15 protein-coding genes and 1 tRNA gene are annotated in these 16,812 nt (G+C 66.2%); 10 read left to right on the top strand and 6 right to left on the bottom strand.

Annotated elements, in window-relative coordinates:
• Positions 1-9 precede the first annotated feature (9 nt).
• The gene (locus GOSPT_RS22270; RefSeq protein ID WP_051994160.1) at positions 10-873 is read right to left on the bottom strand and encodes a class I SAM-dependent methyltransferase; all 864 of its coding nucleotides are present in this window, start codon (positions 871-873) and stop codon (positions 10-12) included.
• 48 nt (positions 874-921) lie between these two features.
• Between GOSPT_RS22270 and GOSPT_RS22265 the strand changes: the two genes are divergently transcribed.
• Complete coding sequence (locus tag GOSPT_RS22265) at positions 922-1,527, top strand: helix-turn-helix domain-containing protein (protein WP_005209377.1); 606 nt, start codon at positions 922-924, stop codon at positions 1,525-1,527.
• A gap of 78 nt (positions 1,528-1,605) precedes the next feature.
• A complete protein-coding gene (locus GOSPT_RS22260; RefSeq protein ID WP_005209376.1) occupies positions 1,606-2,850 on the top strand; it encodes a L,D-transpeptidase in 1,245 nt (414 codons plus the stop codon).
• Positions 2,851-2,862: 12 nt separating this feature from the next.
• On the opposite strand, the gene GOSPT_RS22255 is transcribed toward GOSPT_RS22260, so the two are convergent.
• The gene (locus GOSPT_RS22255) at positions 2,863-3,666 is read right to left on the bottom strand and encodes an SDR family NAD(P)-dependent oxidoreductase (RefSeq protein ID WP_005209375.1); all 804 of its coding nucleotides are present in this window, start codon (positions 3,664-3,666) and stop codon (positions 2,863-2,865) included.
• 90 nt (positions 3,667-3,756) lie between these two features.
• Between GOSPT_RS22255 and GOSPT_RS22250 the strand changes: the two genes are divergently transcribed.
• Genes GOSPT_RS22250 through GOSPT_RS22235 form a run of 4 tightly spaced genes read left to right on the top strand, consistent with a single transcriptional unit; the run spans position 3,757 to position 8,296 of the window.
• Complete coding sequence (locus GOSPT_RS22250; protein WP_005209374.1) at positions 3,757-4,875, top strand: ROK family transcriptional regulator; 1,119 nt, start codon at positions 3,757-3,759, stop codon at positions 4,873-4,875.
• A 48-nt stretch (positions 4,876-4,923) separates the two neighbouring features.
• Positions 4,924-6,309, top strand: a complete 1,386-nt coding sequence (locus GOSPT_RS22245; protein ID WP_231895124.1) for a PepSY-associated TM helix domain-containing protein — start codon at positions 4,924-4,926, stop codon at positions 6,307-6,309.
• A gap of 45 nt (positions 6,310-6,354) precedes the next feature.
• On the top strand, positions 6,355-7,179 hold the full coding sequence (locus tag GOSPT_RS22240; protein ID WP_005209372.1) for a transglutaminase-like domain-containing protein: 825 nt from the start codon (positions 6,355-6,357) through the stop codon (positions 7,177-7,179).
• Between the two features lie 4 nt (positions 7,180-7,183).
• Positions 7,184-8,296: a zinc-binding metallopeptidase family protein gene (locus tag GOSPT_RS22235; protein ID WP_005209370.1), complete on the top strand. Its 1,113-nt coding sequence runs from the start codon at positions 7,184-7,186 to the stop codon at positions 8,294-8,296.
• Between the two features lie 7 nt (positions 8,297-8,303).
• Here GOSPT_RS22235 and otsB read toward each other — a convergent pair whose 3' ends face one another.
• The 4 genes from otsB to GOSPT_RS22220 form a co-directional block, all read right to left on the bottom strand.
• A complete protein-coding gene (otsB, locus tag GOSPT_RS22230) occupies positions 8,304-9,083 on the bottom strand; it encodes a trehalose-phosphatase (RefSeq protein WP_005209368.1) in 780 nt (259 codons plus the stop codon).
• Positions 9,080-10,741 (bottom strand): alpha,alpha-trehalose-phosphate synthase (UDP-forming), encoded by a 1,662-nt coding sequence (locus tag GOSPT_RS22225; protein ID WP_082933764.1) that lies wholly within the window; start codon positions 10,739-10,741, stop codon positions 9,080-9,082. Before GOSPT_RS22225 ends, otsB begins: the two co-directional genes overlap by 4 nt.
• Positions 10,742-10,744: 3 nt before the next feature.
• Positions 10,745-10,906 carry a hypothetical protein gene (locus GOSPT_RS24005; RefSeq protein ID WP_005209365.1) on the bottom strand — a complete coding sequence of 54 codons (162 nt, stop codon included), beginning with the start codon at positions 10,904-10,906 and terminating at the stop codon, positions 10,745-10,747.
• A 96-nt stretch (positions 10,907-11,002) separates the two neighbouring features.
• Entirely contained in the window at positions 11,003-12,442 is a 1,440-nt protein-coding gene (locus GOSPT_RS22220; protein ID WP_005209363.1) for a threonine/serine exporter family protein, read from the bottom strand.
• A gap of 4 nt (positions 12,443-12,446) precedes the next feature.
• Here GOSPT_RS22220 and GOSPT_RS22215 point away from each other — a divergent pair.
• From GOSPT_RS22215 to GOSPT_RS22200, 4 genes are all read left to right on the top strand, one after another.
• A tRNA-Thr gene (locus tag GOSPT_RS22215) sits at positions 12,447-12,521 on the top strand.
• 138 nt (positions 12,522-12,659) lie between these two features.
• Positions 12,660-14,096 (top strand): carboxylesterase/lipase family protein, encoded by a 1,437-nt coding sequence (locus tag GOSPT_RS22210; protein WP_051994158.1) that lies wholly within the window; start codon positions 12,660-12,662, stop codon positions 14,094-14,096.
• 70 nt (positions 14,097-14,166) lie between these two features.
• Positions 14,167-15,423: a hypothetical protein gene (locus GOSPT_RS22205; protein ID WP_005209359.1), complete on the top strand. Its 1,257-nt coding sequence runs from the start codon at positions 14,167-14,169 to the stop codon at positions 15,421-15,423.
• Positions 15,420-16,784, top strand: coding sequence for a lipase family protein (locus GOSPT_RS22200; RefSeq protein ID WP_005209357.1), 1,365 nt, complete (start codon positions 15,420-15,422; stop codon positions 16,782-16,784). The genes GOSPT_RS22205 and GOSPT_RS22200 overlap by 4 nt, the downstream gene beginning before the upstream one ends.
• Positions 16,785-16,812 lie beyond the last annotated feature (28 nt).

The following is a 16,812-nucleotide window of genomic DNA, read 5'->3' as shown; positions in this document are numbered from 1 at the left end:
TCTCCGTTCTCAGAGATTTGTGTCGGTTGTGCGGTGCGGCTTGGTGATCCACATCCTGCGGCCGCTGCGTACGTTCAGGTCGGTGCGCCGGGCGAGCGACGACGGCGACTCGGCGTCCACCAGCGCATCGATGGCGGCGAGGTCGTCGACGATCAGGTCGTCGGCGAGGCCCGCTCGTATCCGCGACAGCCACGACGCGCCGTACCGGAGCACCGTCGGCGTGATCTCGGAGATCTCCACAGACAGGTCGACGCCCTCGACGACGTCGAGATCGGCCTGTGAAAACGCCTGCGTCCAATCCGCGAACGGGTTCATCTCGTGGGTGCTCATCGCCGCGACGATGCGTTCTTCGAGCGGATCGTCGTTCGGCAGAAACAGTGGGGGAGAGGTCATCTCGATGATGGCGAGTACTCCGCCCGGCCGAAGATGCGCGGCCGCGGTGCGGAGGAAGGCGTCGGGATCGGCGATGTGATGCAGCGATGACGACGCCCAGATGACGTCGGCGTCGGGGAGCGCTGCCGGCCAGCCGTTGTCGAGGTCGGCGATCGCGGTACGCACGCTCGGGTGGCCCGCCGCGTCGATGTGGGCGGTCATCTTGGGAGAAGCGTCGACGCCGATGATCTCCGCGGTCGGAAATGCGCGTGCGAGGGCGCGAACCCCGACACCCGTGCCTGCGCCGACGTCGACGATCACCGACGGCTCACGCCCGAGTGCCGCGCGGATTCGGTCGGTTGCCTTGTCGAGGTATGAGCCCATGACGGCGGCGTCGAGTTCGAGCATCTCGACCATGTCCTCGCCCTGGTGCTCGTGCTGATGTCCATGCTCGTGCTGGTGTTCGTGGCCGTGCCGGTGCGGGTGTGAATCGTGTCCCATGGCTCCGAGGTTAGCCAGCCTGTGCGTTTAAGGCATACCATCTTGCGTATGGAGCAAGAACTCGATGATGTGGTCCGGCAGCGCATCCGCGGCCTCCGACTCGCAAAAGGCTGGACGCTCGACTCGCTGGCGTCGCGCTGTGAGATGAGTCCGTCCACATTGAGCAGGATCGAGACCGGGGGTCGACGCGTCGCCCTCGACCAGATCGTGGCCATCGCGCGCGCACTCGGCACGTCCGTCGACCAACTCGTCGAGCCTGCATCCGACGAGGACGTGGTGATCCGGCCGCAGCCGCACGACAGCGAAGGCGTGACCGTGTGGCCGCTGTCCGGTTCGGACACGCCGGGCGGGGTGTCGGTCGCCAAGATGAGGATCGTCCCGGGAGCGCCCGTCGACCCCAAGAACCTCGGGGTGCATCCCGGGCGCGAGTGGTTCACCGTGCTCTCGGGGACCGTCGAACTGTGGCTCGGCGACCGTGTGATCTTGGTTCCTGCAGGTCAGGCAGCTGAATTCGCAACGATGATCCCGCACGCGATTCGGGCACGCGACGGTGCCGTCGAGATCTTGTCGATCTTCGACCACGACGGTGAGCGTGCCCACCTCGGGCCTGTGCGTCAGGCGTGGTCGACGAAAAAGGGTGCCGGAGCGAAGTGAGTCGAAGGTTCCTCACAGGTCTTCGACGGCGCTCCCTCATATGCGATCGCTATTGTGTATTCGATGTCCGAGAATGTAATGCCCAGTCGCCGCACGGTGCTCGCCACCGGTGGATTGGCGACCCTTGCGGCAGTTGTGCTCGCGGCGTGCGGTAAGTCGAGCGACACCCAAGCGGCGAGCGGTCCCAAGAAGCCGACGGCCCGCGTGGAGTTCACGCCGTCGCTGACCGACGAGGCTGCGCCGAACCCGACCACAAAGGTCGAGGTCAAGGCCATTGATGGGGTCCTTAACCCCGACGTCAAGCTCCTCAACCCGTCCGGCAAGGCCATCCCGGGCACCATGTCCGACGACCGCACGACCTTCACCGTCACCGAGCCGCTCGGATACGGCACCACCTACACGTGGCAGGGCAGTGCGACCGGGTACGACCGGATGAGCACTCCGGTTGAGGGCAAGTTCACCACACTGGACCCGAAGACGCAGCTCAACGTCGTCGTCAATATCGCCGACGGCCAGGAAGTGGGCATTGCCGCGCCGCTCATCCTGAAGTTCGACGGCATTGTCGACAACAAAGAAGCTGTCGAGAAGGCGCTCACGCTGACGACGGAGCCGCCCACCGAGGGCGCGTGGGCCTGGCTCGGCGAGGACAACGGCTCGCGCGTGCACTGGCGTTCCAAGGAGTACATGGCTCCCGGCACCAAGATCCACATGTCGGCCAAGCTGTACGGCCTCGACCACGGCGACGGCGCCTACGGCGCGGCCGACGTCACCAGCGACTACGTGGTCGGACGGTCGCAGATCGTCAAGGCCGACGCGGGGAGTCACCAGATCGTCGTCGTGCGCGACGGCGCGACCCTCATGACGCTTCCGTGTAGTTACGGGCAGGGCGACGTCGACCGCAACGTCACGCGCTCGGGCATCCACGTGGTCAGCGAGAAGCACGAAGACTTCTACATGAGCAATCCGGCCGCGGGGTACTTCAACGTCCACGAGCGTTGGGCCGTCCGCATCTCCAACAATGGCGAGTTCATTCACGCCAACCCGGAAACCGTTGGCGTGCAAGGGGCGTCGAACGTCACCAACGGGTGCATCAACCTCTCGCTCGAGAACGCGCAGCAGTATTTCAACACCGCGATCTTCGGCGATCCGGTCGAGGTGACCGGCACGCGGATCGACCTGTCGGAAGCCGACGGCGACATCTTCGACTGGACCTACGACTGGCCGACGTGGAAGTCGATGTCGGCCATCAAGGGTGAGCCGCGCACGGCGTCGGCTCCCGCGACACCCAAGGGCGCCCCAACGTCCGTGGGCGCGCCCAACTAAAGGATCCCCGCCCTACCCGGTGCGAACATTGCGCCGCGACGATGCCTGATCGCGCGGCCGGATGACGATCTGGTCGAGGTCGACGTGCGGCGGTCGGGAGGCGACGAATCCGACGACCTCGGCGATGTCGTCGGCGGTCAGTGGGGTCACTCCCGAGTAGACGGCGTCGGCGCGCTCCTTGTCGCCGCCGAAACGCACCAGCGAGAAGTCGGTTTCGACCATCCCCGGGCAGATCTCGGTGAGTCGGATCGGCTTGCCCAGCAACTCGAAACGCAGCGTGCGGTGCAGCACGCCCTCGGCGTGCTTGGCCGAGGTGTAGCCCGCGCCGTTGTCGTAGACCTCGAGCGCTGCGGTGGAGGTGATCGTGACGATCAGACCGTCGCCTGACGCCTCGAGTGCGGGCAGCAGGGCTTTGGTGACCCGCAGCGTGCCGAGGACGTTGGTCTCCCACATCCAGCGCCAGTCGTCGAGGTTCGCCGACGCGACCGGGTCGAGTCCCTTGGCGCCTCCCGCGTTGTTGACGAGGAGGTCGACGCGGTCGAGGCCGTCGACGAATCGGGCGACCGACTCATCGTCTGTGATGTCGAGTTGTCTTCCGGTGCCGCCGATTTCGGCCGCGAGCTCGGTGATGCGATCGACGCGCCGCGCACCGACCACCACGTGGTAGCCCTGCGCCGCGAGGGTGCGCGCGATGGCTTCGCCGATACCTGAACTCGCTCCGGTCACCACGGCGACCTTCGCGTTGTCGATGTGCGCTGCGGTGGTGTCGTCGGCGGGCGAGGTCTGGCCGGTCGGAGCGTCGGAGGGTGTGGTCATGGGCTTCACTTTATCGAGTCCGAGTACCTCGACCGATGTCGCTGCGTGGGCTGCCGAGTCCGGCCACGACCGCGCTGCTACATTCAGCGCATGTTGCGTGGAGTCGTCCCGGCGACACTGCAGATCGGCTCGACGCCTGCAGCAGCCGTGCTGCACGCGATCCGGGTCGGCGCACCCATCACCCGTGACCGACTTGCCGACGTCACGGGACTGTCCCCGGCAACCATCAATCGCCAGGTCACGGCACTCGCGGGTCAGGGTTTGGTCACCGAGAGGCCAGACCTCGTCAGCCCCGGCAGCATCGGGCGCCCCAAGAATCCGCTCACCCTCGACCGCGACACGCTGTGCGCGGCCGGCATGCACATCGGCGCACGCCGCACCCTTTTAACCATCGTGGATCTGGGTGGGCGACCCCTCTACAGCCATGCGGTGCTGACCCCGCGCGGCGACGCCGACGCCGCGCTCGCCGAACTCTGCGGGCAACTCCGCGAACTCGCCGACCGGTTCTCGGGGCGACGCCTGCTCTGGGGTGGCGCGGCGGTCGGCGGTTCGGTCGACGCGGCGTCGGGCACTGTCGACCATCCGATCCTCGGGTGGCATCGCGCGCAACTCGGGCCGGCGCTGGCAGACGCACTGGATGTGCCGGTCTCGGTCTGCGAACACGTCGAGGCCATGGCCGCGGCCGAACTGCTGCTCGGCCAGACGATCATCGACGCCGCGTCGGGCCTGTTCTTCTATGCGCGCGAGACCACCGGCATGGCCATGACGCTCAATGGTCGTGTCCACATCCCGGCACGCGGCGCGGGCAGCATCGCGCACGTGCGGGTCGACGCCCCAGTGCTGTGTCCAGGGAGTGGCGCGACACTGTCCGACGTCATCGGCAGCGAGCCGACGCTGCGTGCGGCCAAGCGTCTGGGGATCTCACCGGACGCATCACCGATCGTCGACGAACGCGCACGGATCCTCGGTGAGGTTGTCGCGACGTTCCGTGATGCGCTCAACCCGGATTCGGTCGTCGTCGCAGGAGACGCCTTCGCCGCGCATCCGCACGGCCTCGCGCCGGTGCAGGCGGCGTTCGACGCCGCGTCGAAAACCGACTGGCCGATGGAACTCACGCCGTCCCTGTTCGGGGTCACGGTGCCCGAGGGTGCGGCAATCGTGGTGGCGCTCAGCGTGATATACGCAGATCCGGTCGCCTCGCTCGCGTAGGCGAACAACCCGCCACGACGCTAAGTTAGGGCATGCTAGCCTTCGCAAATGGACAGTGGCGCACCGACGACGACCGATTCTGCTGACGAATCGCCAACGTCGGAAATTCGCGAATCCGACAGTCCCGCAACGAAAATCCGCGAAGCGGACAAATCGGTCGAAGCCTCCGCGACGCCAAGGCCTGTGGGCGGCAAGAAAAAGGTCAAGCGCAAGGCGGCGCGCAAGCCGCTTACCACGACGTTCATCGTGACCCATCGGTGGCTGTCGATCGTCCTCGGAGCCATCCTGGTCGTCATCTGCACCTCGGGCGCGATACTCGTGTACGCCCCGGAGCTGACGCGAATAACCAACGCGGACAAGCTCACATCGACACCGACCGACAATCCGGTGACGTTCGGCGCGGCGATCGCGAGCGTCAAGAAAGCCGACCCGGCTTTCGACGCCGCGTACATCTCGCTCAAGGACGGCGTCTACTTCGTCTCCTCGTCGCAGCCGGGAGCGGGCACCTGGTTCGTCGATGCGGGCACCGGAAAGGTGAACGCGCACGGCGATCTCAACGGCGGTGTATTGGGCTTCCTGGTCAATCTGCACGACTGCGCACTGACCTGTGAGGACTACCCGGGTTACGTGTCGTGGCTCGCGAAGCCTTCGCCGATCGCCAACTCGGGCTGGTATGTATCCGGAATGACCTGGGGTGCAGTCATTCTGGCGCTCACGGGGCTGCTCCTGGTGTTCCTCGCGATCTCCGGAGTGATCATCTGGTGGCCAGGATTTCGCCGTCTTCGCAGCCGCTTCCGGGTGCGAATCGGCAAGGGGCGCTTCGCGCGCGACTATGACCTGCACAACATCATCGGCATCGTCGCGGCGATCCCGCTGCTGATCTGGGGACTCACCGGGATGAACTTCGAGACGCCGGGCGTCGCGAAGACCTGGTATGCCGCAACAGGTGGCATCGCGCCTCCCGAGGACAATTACTCGATGCCGCCGTCGACCGGCAGCGGTCCGATGATGTCGGTGGATCAGGCCATCGACGCGGCGACCGCGCGCTATCCCGGGGCGAAGGCCACGTGGGTGGGCATGCCGTCAGACCCCACCGGCTTCTACTCCGTCGACATGCTCGCCGACGGACCCGACCTCTGGGCGCACAGCGCGACCTATCACGCGAATCGTGAGGTCGGCGTCGATGGGCACGATCCGGCGAAGATCGCGGTGTTCAACGGTGAGTCGAAGACGGTGTCCAACACCATCATCGACGACTGGGCGCAGCCGACGTTGCACTATGGCGTTTCCGTGAACGCGTGGTGGCGGGTGTTCTGGTTCGTCCTCGGCATGGCGCCACTGTTGCTGTTCCTCACCGGCCTGAGCACGTGGCAATTCCGGCGTCGAACGGCCCGCAGGCGGAAGGCGGCCCGGAAGGCCGCAGCGCAGGTGTGACCTTCGATTACACGTGGCGGGCAATTCGCCCTTACAGTGAGCGATATGTCGAGCTCCCCCCTGACGCTGCCGCGTGACGTCTCCGCGACCATGTCGATCTCCGTGACCGCACCGACCGAACTCGAGATGCAGATCGCCGTGGCGAGGATGCCCGGCCTCGAACTCGACGAGAAGCTCGTCGTCGCGGTCAACGGCGACGAGATCACCCCGGAAGAGATCATCGATCCGCACGGCGGGCGCATTCACCGGCTGAACGTGGAGTCGGGTGTCGTCGCCGTCAACTACACCGCGGCCGTGACCGCGCCAGCAGACCCGGTGGCGGTCGCTCCGACGGACCGCTCGATGTACCTGCGCCCCAGTCGATATGCCGAGTGCGACAAGTTCTTCGGGTTCGCCGCCGGACAGTTCGACGCCTCGCTTCCCGCGGGTGAACTGCTCGACCAGGTGACCGCATTCGTCGAAGACCGCCTCGACTACATCCCCGGCGCGAGCGACCCGATCGACGGCGCCGTCGACACCCTGCTCGCGGGTGCGGGCGTCTGCCGCGACTACGCGCACCTCGTCGTCGCGTTGTTGCGTGCGTTGAACATTCCCGCTCGATTGGTCGCCGTGTACGCGCCCGGATGCGACCCGATGGACTTCCACGCTGTCGCCGAGGCGCTGATCGAGGGGCAGTGGGTCGTGGTCGATGCGACAAAGCTGTCACCACGACAGAGCCTCGTGCGTATCGCCACCGGTCGCGACGCCGCCGACACCGCTTTCCTCGACAACCACAACGGCTCGATCTCGCTGGACAACTACCAGGTCATGGCGACGGTCCGTGGTGAGCTGCCCATTGACGATGGCAAAGAGCGCATCAGCATACGATGAACCCATGCATGCACTGACATGTCCCATCTGTAATGCGCTGTCGGGCTTTCTCGGACAGCAATGCCCCAACTGCGGCACGACGGTCGGTATCCATCTGCCGAGTCGATCGCTGGTCGTCGCCTCCGACGACGGCGTCGACATCGACGGCGAACGCTGGGTGCGCTGCGTCAATTGGGACAGCGGTTGCAACTGGATGACCCCTGCCGAGTTCTCCGAGGAGGACGCGGGCATGCGCGGTCGGTGCTTCCCCGATTCGCTGCTGCGCAAGATCCCCGACGCCGACGACCCGATCGGTCGCGAGAAGCTGCCGTCTGCGCTGTCGGACCTGCGCATGCTGGTCTATCAACTCGTCGACCTCGGCCTGCCCGTCGAACCGTTCTGGCGCACCGACGGCGGGCTGGCTTTCGACCTGCTGTCGAGCCAGACGCTCGGTAGGCCGGTGACGATCGGACACGCGAACGGCGTCGTCACCATTGACCTCTCCGAGACCCTGGACGCCTATCGCGAGCGGCTGCGCGTCGACCTGGGCGAGGCGTACCGGACGATGCTCGGGCACTTCCGGCACGAGGTTGGCCATTACTACGAGAGCATCCTCGTCGAGAACGGCGAGGGCGCCGACCTATACCTCGAGAAGTGCCGTGAACTCTTCGGCGACGAACGTGCGAGCTACAGCGACGCCATTGACCGCCACTACAAGTTCGGCGCGCCTGCCGACTGGGCCGACTCCTACATCTCCGAGTACGCGACGATGCACCCGTGGGAAGACTTCGCGGAATGTTTCGCCCACTATCTGCACATCACCGGAACCATCGACACCGCACGGGAATCGGGCGTTCGGCTCGACAACGACCAGGTGCGTTTCGCGATGGACCGCGACATCATCCCGCTGGAGTCCTACGCCGACCAACCCATCGAACGTCTTCTCTACGACTGGAAGTGGTTGGGCACCATGTTCAATCGCGTCAATCAGGCGATGGGCGCGCGTCCGCTGTACCCGTTCGTCATCCCGCACCCGGTTGTCCGCAAGCTCGGCTTTGTCCACAAGGTGATCCGCGAAACCGATAAACGCTCCGCGCACGACGACCCGCTGGTCGACCAGGTCGCCGCGCCGGCGTGAGCCGAGCCTAGAGGGCTTGCTTGCGCAACTCGACGACGAGCTCGAGAAGTGCTGCGACGTCGTCGGTGTCGGCGATCCGGTAGCGGGCGGCGGTGTCCCCGTCGCCCACCTTGACGCTGATGTCATGCTCGCCGGTGAGGTGCGCGAACGCCTTCTCGTCTGTCACGTCGTCGCCGATGTAGACCGTTGCGTCCGAACCGAACTGGGTCTCCAATATGTCGAGTGCGTGACCTTTGCTCGTCTCGATGACCGCGAGTTCGATGACCATCTTGCCCTCGGTCACCTGAACCCCAGGCCACGATGCGGGCCCCGACCGCGCCTGCGCCAGGGCGTCGTCGGCGACGTCGGGTTCCGCATTGCGCACGTGCAGCGCGGCGCTGATCGGCTTCACCTCGACCGTCGTGCCCGGATGGGTGTCGGCGATCTCGTTGAACGCCTTGACGATTCGATCGAGGAGGGCGCGCTCGTCGTCGGTGACCTGCTCGCCGAACCCCGTGGTGAACTCGGTGCCGTGGCTGCCGACGAGGGTGACCGCGTCGTCGTCGAGACCCGACAGCGCACGAAGGTCGTGCAGCGAGCGTCCCGAGATGACCGCGGCCTCGGTGTCGCGCAGTGCACCCGCGGCGCGGATTGCCGAGATCGACGCCTCGTTGGGCTTGGCGTCCTGTGGACGCGACACGATGGGCGCGATGCAGCCGTCGTAGTCGCTCGACACCAACAGTCGGGACACGGTGACCGTGCGTGCTACCGCATCACGCAGGTCGTCGGGAATTCCCGTGTCGCTCACGAATTCTCGTCTCCACGATCGGTGTCGTCGGAGCCGCCGCTGGAGACCAGCTGGACTCCGCGATTGGCCGACGACGTCGTCTCCGTCGTCGACGTGAGGGTGTCGAGGAAGCTCTTCGCCCATTTCTCGACGTCGTGGGTGAGTACCTGCCTGCGGAGCGCCCGCATGCGACGCTTGCCCTCGGCCTGTGTCTGCTCGATCGCTGCGACGATGGCGTCTTTCACGCCGTCGAGGTCGTACGGGTTTGCCTGATATGCGGTGCGCAATTCTGCTGCGGCACCGGTGAATTCACTCAGGACCAACGCGCCACCCAGGTCGCTGCGGCATGCGACGTACTCCTTGGCGACGAGGTTCATCCCGTCGCGCAACGGCGTCACGAGCATGACGTCTGCCACCACGTAGTAGGCGAGCAGGTCGTTGCGGGGCACCGATCGATTCAGATACTCCACCACCGGATGGCCCACTTCGCCGTACTGTCCGTTGATGTTTCCGACGAGCTGCTCGATCCCCGCTCGCATACGGACGTAACTCTCGACGCGTTCGCGGCTCGGGGTCGCGAGTTGGATCATGACGATGTCGTGTGGGTCGATGCGACCCTCGTCGAGCAGTTCCGACAGCGCACGTAGACGCACGTCGATGCCCTTGGTGTAGTCGAGTCGGTCGACGCCGAGCAGGATGGTCTTGGGGTTGCCGAGTTCCTTGCGGATCTCCCGGGCGCGGGATCGGATGTCCTTGGACTTCGACTGGGTGTCGAGATCTCCGGAGTCGATCGAGATCGGGAAGGCGCCGACGCGAACCGTCTGGAACCCGACCTGCACCACGCCGAAGCGCGACCGCACGCCGACCGTGCCCTTGCTCGTGGCCTGGCCTGCGAGGCGCCGGGCGAGGTACAGAAAGTTCTGAGCGCCACCTGGCAGGTGGAACCCGATGAGGTCGGCCCCGAGAAGGCCCTCGATGATCTCGGTGCGCCACGGCAACTGCATGAACAGTTCGACCGGGGGGAATGGGATGTGCAAGAAGAAGCCGATGCGGAGATCGGGTCGCAGCATGCGCAGCATCTTCGGGACGAGCTGCAGCTGGTAATCCTGCACCCACACGATCGCCCCGTGCGCAGCGGCTTTCGACGTCGCCTCCGCGAATCGGCGGTTGATCTCGACGTAGGCGTTCCACCACTCGCGGTGGTACTCGGGTTTGACGATCACGTCGTGGTAGAGCGGCCAGAGTGTGGCGTTGGAGAAACCCTCGTAGTACTCGGCGATCTCCTCGGCCGAGAGGGGGACCGAGCGGATGCTGATGCCGTCGACTTCGGCTTCCTCGGAGTCGGATTCGGCAGCGCCCGACCATCCAACCCACCCGCCCTTGTGCTTGCGCAGGATCGGCTCGAGTGCCGTCACCAGACCGCCGGGACTGCGTTTCCAGGTGACGTTGCCGTCGGCGTCGACCACCTTGTCGACGGGCAGTCGGTTGGCTACGACGACGAATTCAGAACCGCCGGGATCGCCGCCCGCGCCGGACGGGCGGGAATGGAGATCGCCGGGCTGGAGCTCGCCGGGCTCGGGTGGGCGTGCGCCGAAGGTGGCCTCCGAGTTGTGCACGCCGGACGTTGCGGATGCGTCGGTGTCGGAACGGTCGGATACCTCTTCGGATCCCGGGTTCACGACTCAGGCGTTCTCGCCCGGAGCGATCCCCAACATGGCAAGCAGCATCCGGCACTCGTCGGCGTCGGTGGCATACGCTGCGACGACGCGTCGTGCGGAACTGGCGGTCTCGTCGGCCACCGGCTCCAGCTCTTCGTCGGCGATGTCAGTGGTCTTGGGGGGCATTTCGTCCTCTCGGCTTGCTGTTGCGCGAGGTTGTGTCATGCGCAACACCCGATCTTACCCGCTGACGACGGCCAGTACTCACAAGACCTCATGACCTCACCAGCGTCGTCGTGCGGCGCGTGCCTCGCGGCCACGACGCGCCCAGTCGGGTGCCACCGGCAGCCGCGGGCGGCGCAGTGTGCGCGCGACGAACTCGCCGAGCGTGACGCCCGCGGCCAGCGCGCAGCCGACACCGAGCGCTGCCGCCATCCAGGTCAGTCCGGTCAGGGTCTGGTCGTTGAGGACGCCGTACAGCGCGCGGTAGACGGCGAGACCGGGCAGCAGGGGAGTGATGCCCGCGATCGCGACGACCAGCGGCGGAACCAGCGCACGGCGGGCCAGCAGGCCACCGACGAGGCCGACGCAGGTGGCGGCGAGACCCGCGGCGATGACGTCGCCGACCGGCAGGAACGCTGCCGCTGCCGCGACGCCTGCGCCGATGAGACCGCCAAGGAACGCGATGGGCAACGCACGACGTTCCGCATAGCTCGCGAGCGCGAACGCGAAGGCCGCGACGGCACCTGCCGCGACGCGAATGGGGACGTCGACCGGAGCGAACTCCGTCGCCGAGGTGATCGTCGGGAGGTAGATGCCGACAGAGCTCATCAGGCGCAATCCGATACCGACGCCCGCGATGATGCCGCCGGTCATGAGCAGCAGTTCGAAGAAGCGGGCGACACCGGTGATCGGCGCACCGGTGATGGCGTCCTGCACCGAACCGACCAGCGAGAGTCCACTCAACAGCACGACGATCCCGGCGGCGATGACCTGCGACGGCGTGATCGACAGGCTTTGCCACCCGGTCTTCTCGCCGAGTTCGTACACGAGCGCGGCAGGTACGACGGCGATGAATCCGCCCGCGACCTGCTGGAAGAAGATCGGCGTGCCGATCCTGTTGAGTCGGCGGTTGAAGGAGACGGTGACCACGGTGGTGAGCCAGGCGAGGACGGCGACGACGACGTCACCGCCGAGGAGCACCGAGATGCCCGACGCCATCAGGCCCCAGGCGAAGGTCGAGACCCAGTAGGGGTAGGGGTGTTTGGCGGCGATGATCTGGTCGACGATCCGGTGCGCCGTCGACGGCGTGATCGCCGAGTCCCTGATGCGACGCACCAACCGGTCGACCGCCGCGAGGCGCGTGAAGTCGAGCGATCGGTAGTGCACCGTCTGCATCGTCGTGATCGGGGGAAGGGTTGCGCCGCGTCGAGCAACGACGACGATCGTGTTGTACGTGACGTCGACGTCCACATCCTCGACGCCGTAGATGCTCGCGACGAACCGGATCTGCGAGGAGGTGTCTATCGCTCCGGTTCCCGAGTCGAGCAGCACGGCACCGATTTTTGTCGCGAGGTCGAGCACCTCGGTGATCGCGCCGACGTCGAACCGGTCGATCGGGCGGCGCGGCGCCACCATGATGCTGCCCGGTTCGATCGTGTCGATCGTCGCCTGCCTCGTCCCGGTGAGGCGGCGGACAGCGCGCCCGATATACTCACGCACGCATGCCTCCTTAGCTCAGTGGTAGAGCACTCGCCTTGTAAGCGAGCGGTCGTCGGTTCAATCCCGACAGGGGGCTCCACCCGTTCAGGTTGTATTCGCGACGCCTGATCCCCCCACACCGGGGCCCCTGATCCGACGTCCCGCGTAAGTGTGGGGTCGGATGATCCTTTGGCACAAACCAGCAGGCCGAACCACTGATCGCCCCTATCATTGCGGCGTGAACAGCGCAGTCGACGCAGTGGCGGGCCAGACGGTCTATCGGGGTCAGACGTCCGGCAACGTCGACGTCTGGCGTGGCATCCGGTACGCCACACCGCCGACGGGCGATCTCCGGTGGCGTCGCGCGCGGCCACTCGAGCAGGAGTCGGGAACCGTCGACGCGACCGCGTTCGGTGCTGCGGCGCCGCAGGAAGTGAATCCGGGCGTCCCGATGTCACCCGACGCGATCAAGAGTGAGGACTGCCTGTTCCTCAACGTCTGGGCGCCGGCGGGCGCGGCGGGAAATGACCGGCGGCTGCCGGTCATGGTGTGGATTCACGGTGGCGCATACGTTTTCGGTGCAGGCACACAGCCCATCTACGACGGCGCCCACCTCGCGTCGACGCAGAACATCGTGGTGGTGACACTGAACTACCGACTCGGCGCGCTCGGCTTCGCCGATCTCGGTGCAGGCGGTTCTGGTGCGGGCGGGGTCTCCGACAGCGCCGCCGGTGGACGATACGAAACCAACGCGGCACTCAGCGACGTCCTCACCGCGCTGCGCTGGGTGGCCGACACCATCGACGCGTTCGGCGGCGATCCGGACAACGTGACGGTCGCGGGCGAGTCGGCGGGTGGCGGCATCGTGACGACGCTGTTGACGATGCCGCTCGCACGAGGACTCTTCCACCGCGCCGTCGCGCAGAGCTCTCCGGTGACCTCGGTCTACGACAGAGCACGAGCCGCGTACGTCGCCGAGAGGCTGACTGCTGCCGTCGGGGGCACCTGTGGCGACATCGACAGTTTTGCGGCGTTGGACACCGACAAGGTTGTCGCCGCCACGATGAAGGCGTTCACCGGGGTGCCCGCCGCGCATCCGGGCACCATCCCCTTCTCGCCGGTGGTCGACGGCGATCTCGTGCCGCGACATCCGATCGACGTGTACCGCGACGGCGAGTCGCTGCCCATTCCACTTCTCATCGGCACCAATCGCGACGAGGCCGCGCTCTTCAAGTTCATGAAATCGCCACTGATGCCCATCGCCGAGCCCGCGATCATGCAGATGTTCACCGCGATCGCGACCGAGTACCCGGAGGTCTCGATCCCCACGGCCGAGCGCGTCGCGGCCGCGTATCCGGGTACCAAAGCCAAGTTCTGGCTCGGAGGTCGACGGGTCGGCGAGCGAATCGCCGCGACATGCAGGCGCGGTGGGGTTCGTTCATCCGCGACGGCGACCCGAACTCCGGTCTCGACTCGCCTGCGAGCACGTGGCCGACGTTCACCACGGACCGTCGGGCAACGCTTGCCATCGACGCTCACGACAGCGTCGTCGACGATCTCGACGGGCCGCTGCGTGAAGCCTGGGGCGACGAGGTCCTCGGGTTCCGCTGAGCAGTCGTGTCCAGGTTTGCGAGCGATCGTTATCGGAATGTACCCGATTTGCGTTCTCGAATGAGACGGCATTAACCTTGCGTCTCAGACTCTTCTTACCTGCAAGTAAGAAGTGGATGACGTGGAGGGGAACAATGCGCAGATTCTTGGGGACATCTCTGCTCGCAGCGGTGGTTGTCACGCTCGGGTTCGTCGGAACGGTCGCGGCGACGCCGCACGCATCGGCGAGTGATCGTCTCGACAGTGTTCTCAACCTGCCGCTGGTCAATCGTGACGCGTCGAACGGGCCGGGTGGCGTGAATCCCGCGTTGCCCACCGATCCGATGGTGCTGCGCTCGCTACTCGACGAAGCGCGCAGTCGCTCGATCGCGCCGTCGTCGTATCGCGCGCTGCTCTTCCAGTACTGGCTCGCCGACACCACGAAGGCCGCGGGCATCGATCTCGCGTCGTGGAACCCGCGAGCGGGTGTGAGCGCCAATCGACAGAATCTGGTTCGCTCGTACCGCTTCTACGAGAATCTGCAACTGTCGCACCGCGAACTGCAGTGGGCAGGCATGGGCGGGCTCGTCGGCGCCGACTTCGGCGGTGGACTCCTCGACTTCGAGCTCGCGACCAACATCTACGACTTCGCCCGTCTGCAGCCCATCGCCAATGCGATTGTCGGACAGACCAATACGACCCTCGGGCCGGTGTTCGTCGACAAGCTTCCGCGCGGTCTGCGCGCACTGGCACGCGTCGGAGCCACCATCTCGGCCGACGACCTGCGCAAGATCCAGGGCGACATCCTGGTGATGCAGAAGAACATCTTCTCCGACCTGATGCCGATGCACCGCGCCTATGTTGTCGGCGGGCTGCCTGCTCTCGACGAGATGCACCGTGCGGGCCTGTTCGACGGCGAGATCCTGCGTGCCTGGCAACAGATCGCCTCCAAGCAACCCGACGCGATCGCCGCGGGCAACGCGCGGCTGCTGCGTCGCGAACAGGGTGAGGTCATCAAGGATCAGTGGGATGCCACGCGTGCGTACAAGGGCGACGTCGGCGAGGCGATGACGTACGCGAGTACCGTCGCGGGCTCGCCGTCGGTCGCGGGGGTGATCCCGCCGCGCTCGTTCCGCTCGATCGAGATCAGTGGGACCGCCCCGAACGGCCGCCCGGCGACATTGACTGTGCCGCTGCCGGATTGGAATTGGTCGGTCTTCCCCGAGCGGTGGGCCTACATCACCGATCAGCTGCTGCCCAAGTACAAGGATCAGGTCAACAATCACTGGCCGGAACTCTCCGCAACGCTGCGCAAGCCCTATGACCAGCAACTGGAAAGCCACCGCCCGATGTGGAACATCGCGCCGATGCTGCAGTCCGCCCTGGAGACGACGAAGGTGACCTACCAGTGAGTTACACACCAAAGACGGTGCGCCACAACCGACGACGCGGAGCGCTCGGAGTAGTCCTCGCCGTCGCTGCGCTCGCGGCAGCGGTGCTGTCGGCACCCGCCGCCCACGCCGCACCACCCAATCGCACACCGGGACTCGGCGAAGTCTTCAACGGCTACGTCGTCGGCACGTTCACCAACGGCAGGCTGGCAAGTCCCGACGAGGTGATCAAGCCACTCACCTCCGGCGACCCGTTCTACGCCGAGCCGCGTCTGCGTGGCGACGAGAAACCGGGCACCGTGCTCAAGGCCAAGAAGGTCGACGTCCAGTTCACCGGATTCCGTCCGGGCAAGCTCGACGCCTACAAGCTGATGTATGTCACGCGCGGACTGCACGACGAACCCGAGATCAGCACGGGAATCCTGATGGTGCCGGTCGACGGCCGCGACAACGCCACCCGGCCGCTCGTCGGCTATCAGTTCGCCAACGACAGCGTCGGTGCGTACTGCCACCCGTCGTCGATGTGGACCGGAGCCGATCCGCTCGACGGTGCGTCGTGGTCGGCGCTCGGACCGCTCGCGCAGATGTTCGGCAAGGGTTACGCGGTGATGATCAGCGACGTCGGTAACGACGGTGATCCCAAGCCGCACGGCGTCTTCGCGGGCAAGTTCGGCGGAAACGCTCTGCTCGACGGCATGCGCGCAGCACTCGCCCACCGACCGGCGGGACTGTCGAAGAACGCCCCCAAGGCGATCTTCGGGATCGCTGGCGGCGGAGTCGGTGCAGCGTTCGGTGCCGAGAAGGCCGCGGCCTACGCGCCCGAGTTGAACATCAAGGGCACCGTGCTCGAGGGCATGGTGGTCAACCAGCGAAACTTCATCCGCACGTCCGACGGCTCGGTCGGTTCGGGCTTCGCGTTCGCGACGCTGCTCGGACTCGAGCCGCGGTATCCGGAGATGAAGATCGACGACAAGCTGACGCCCGCAGGCAAGGCGCTCGCCGACGTGTTCCGCACGCAGTGTCAGACGCCCGCATACTTCGGCACGCCGTTCGTGCCGCTGCGCACACTGTTCAAGGGTGGCAAGAGCCCCGCCGACATCCCTGAGTTCCAGCACGTCTACCGCGACAACATGCTCGGCACGCAGTCGCCGAAGTCGCCGGTGCTGATCGCCTCCTGCGCCAAGGACGACTCGCCGATGTCGCTGGTGCCCGCCGCGGATTCGCGCAAACTCGCCGCGACCTACCGCGCAGGCGGCACCCGCGTCGACTACCAGCCGACGGACTGCAGCATGCTGCACTTCTTGACCAACATGTACGGCTGGGGCACCGACCTCTTCGGGATGCAGACGATCGACTGGCTCGACGCGCGGCTGAAGAGCTGAGGTCTCGCCGGGAGTGATCTCGACAGGC

Origin of the sequence: Gordonia sputi NBRC 100414 (genome assembly GCF_000248055.1) — a bacterium.
Lineage (GTDB): Bacteria > Actinomycetota > Actinomycetes > Mycobacteriales > Mycobacteriaceae > Gordonia > Gordonia sputi.
This window is presented reverse-complemented; position numbering and strand designations above follow the sequence as displayed.

Excerpts from the sequence above, each read along its gene's own strand:
- GOSPT_RS22270 (WP_051994160.1), bottom strand. The coding sequence starts at position 873 with ATGGGACACGATTCACACCCGCACCGGCACGGCCACGAACACCAGCAC.
- GOSPT_RS22265 (WP_005209377.1), top strand. The coding sequence starts at position 922 with ATGGAGCAAGAACTCGATGATGTGGTCCGGCAGCGCATCCGCGGCCTC.
- GOSPT_RS22260 (WP_005209376.1), top strand. The coding sequence starts at position 1,606 with ATGCCCAGTCGCCGCACGGTGCTCGCCACCGGTGGATTGGCGACCCTT.
- GOSPT_RS22255 (WP_005209375.1), bottom strand. The coding sequence starts at position 3,666 with ATGACCACACCCTCCGACGCTCCGACCGGCCAGACCTCGCCCGCCGAC.
- GOSPT_RS22250 (WP_005209374.1), top strand. The coding sequence starts at position 3,757 with ATGTTGCGTGGAGTCGTCCCGGCGACACTGCAGATCGGCTCGACGCCT.
- GOSPT_RS22245 (WP_231895124.1), top strand. The coding sequence starts at position 4,924 with ATGGACAGTGGCGCACCGACGACGACCGATTCTGCTGACGAATCGCCA.
- GOSPT_RS22240 (WP_005209372.1), top strand. The coding sequence starts at position 6,355 with ATGTCGAGCTCCCCCCTGACGCTGCCGCGTGACGTCTCCGCGACCATG.
- GOSPT_RS22235 (WP_005209370.1), top strand. The coding sequence starts at position 7,184 with ATGCATGCACTGACATGTCCCATCTGTAATGCGCTGTCGGGCTTTCTC.
- GOSPT_RS24005 (WP_005209365.1), bottom strand. The coding sequence starts at position 10,906 with ATGCCCCCCAAGACCACTGACATCGCCGACGAAGAGCTGGAGCCGGTG.
- GOSPT_RS22205 (WP_005209359.1), top strand. The coding sequence starts at position 14,167 with ATGCGCAGATTCTTGGGGACATCTCTGCTCGCAGCGGTGGTTGTCACG.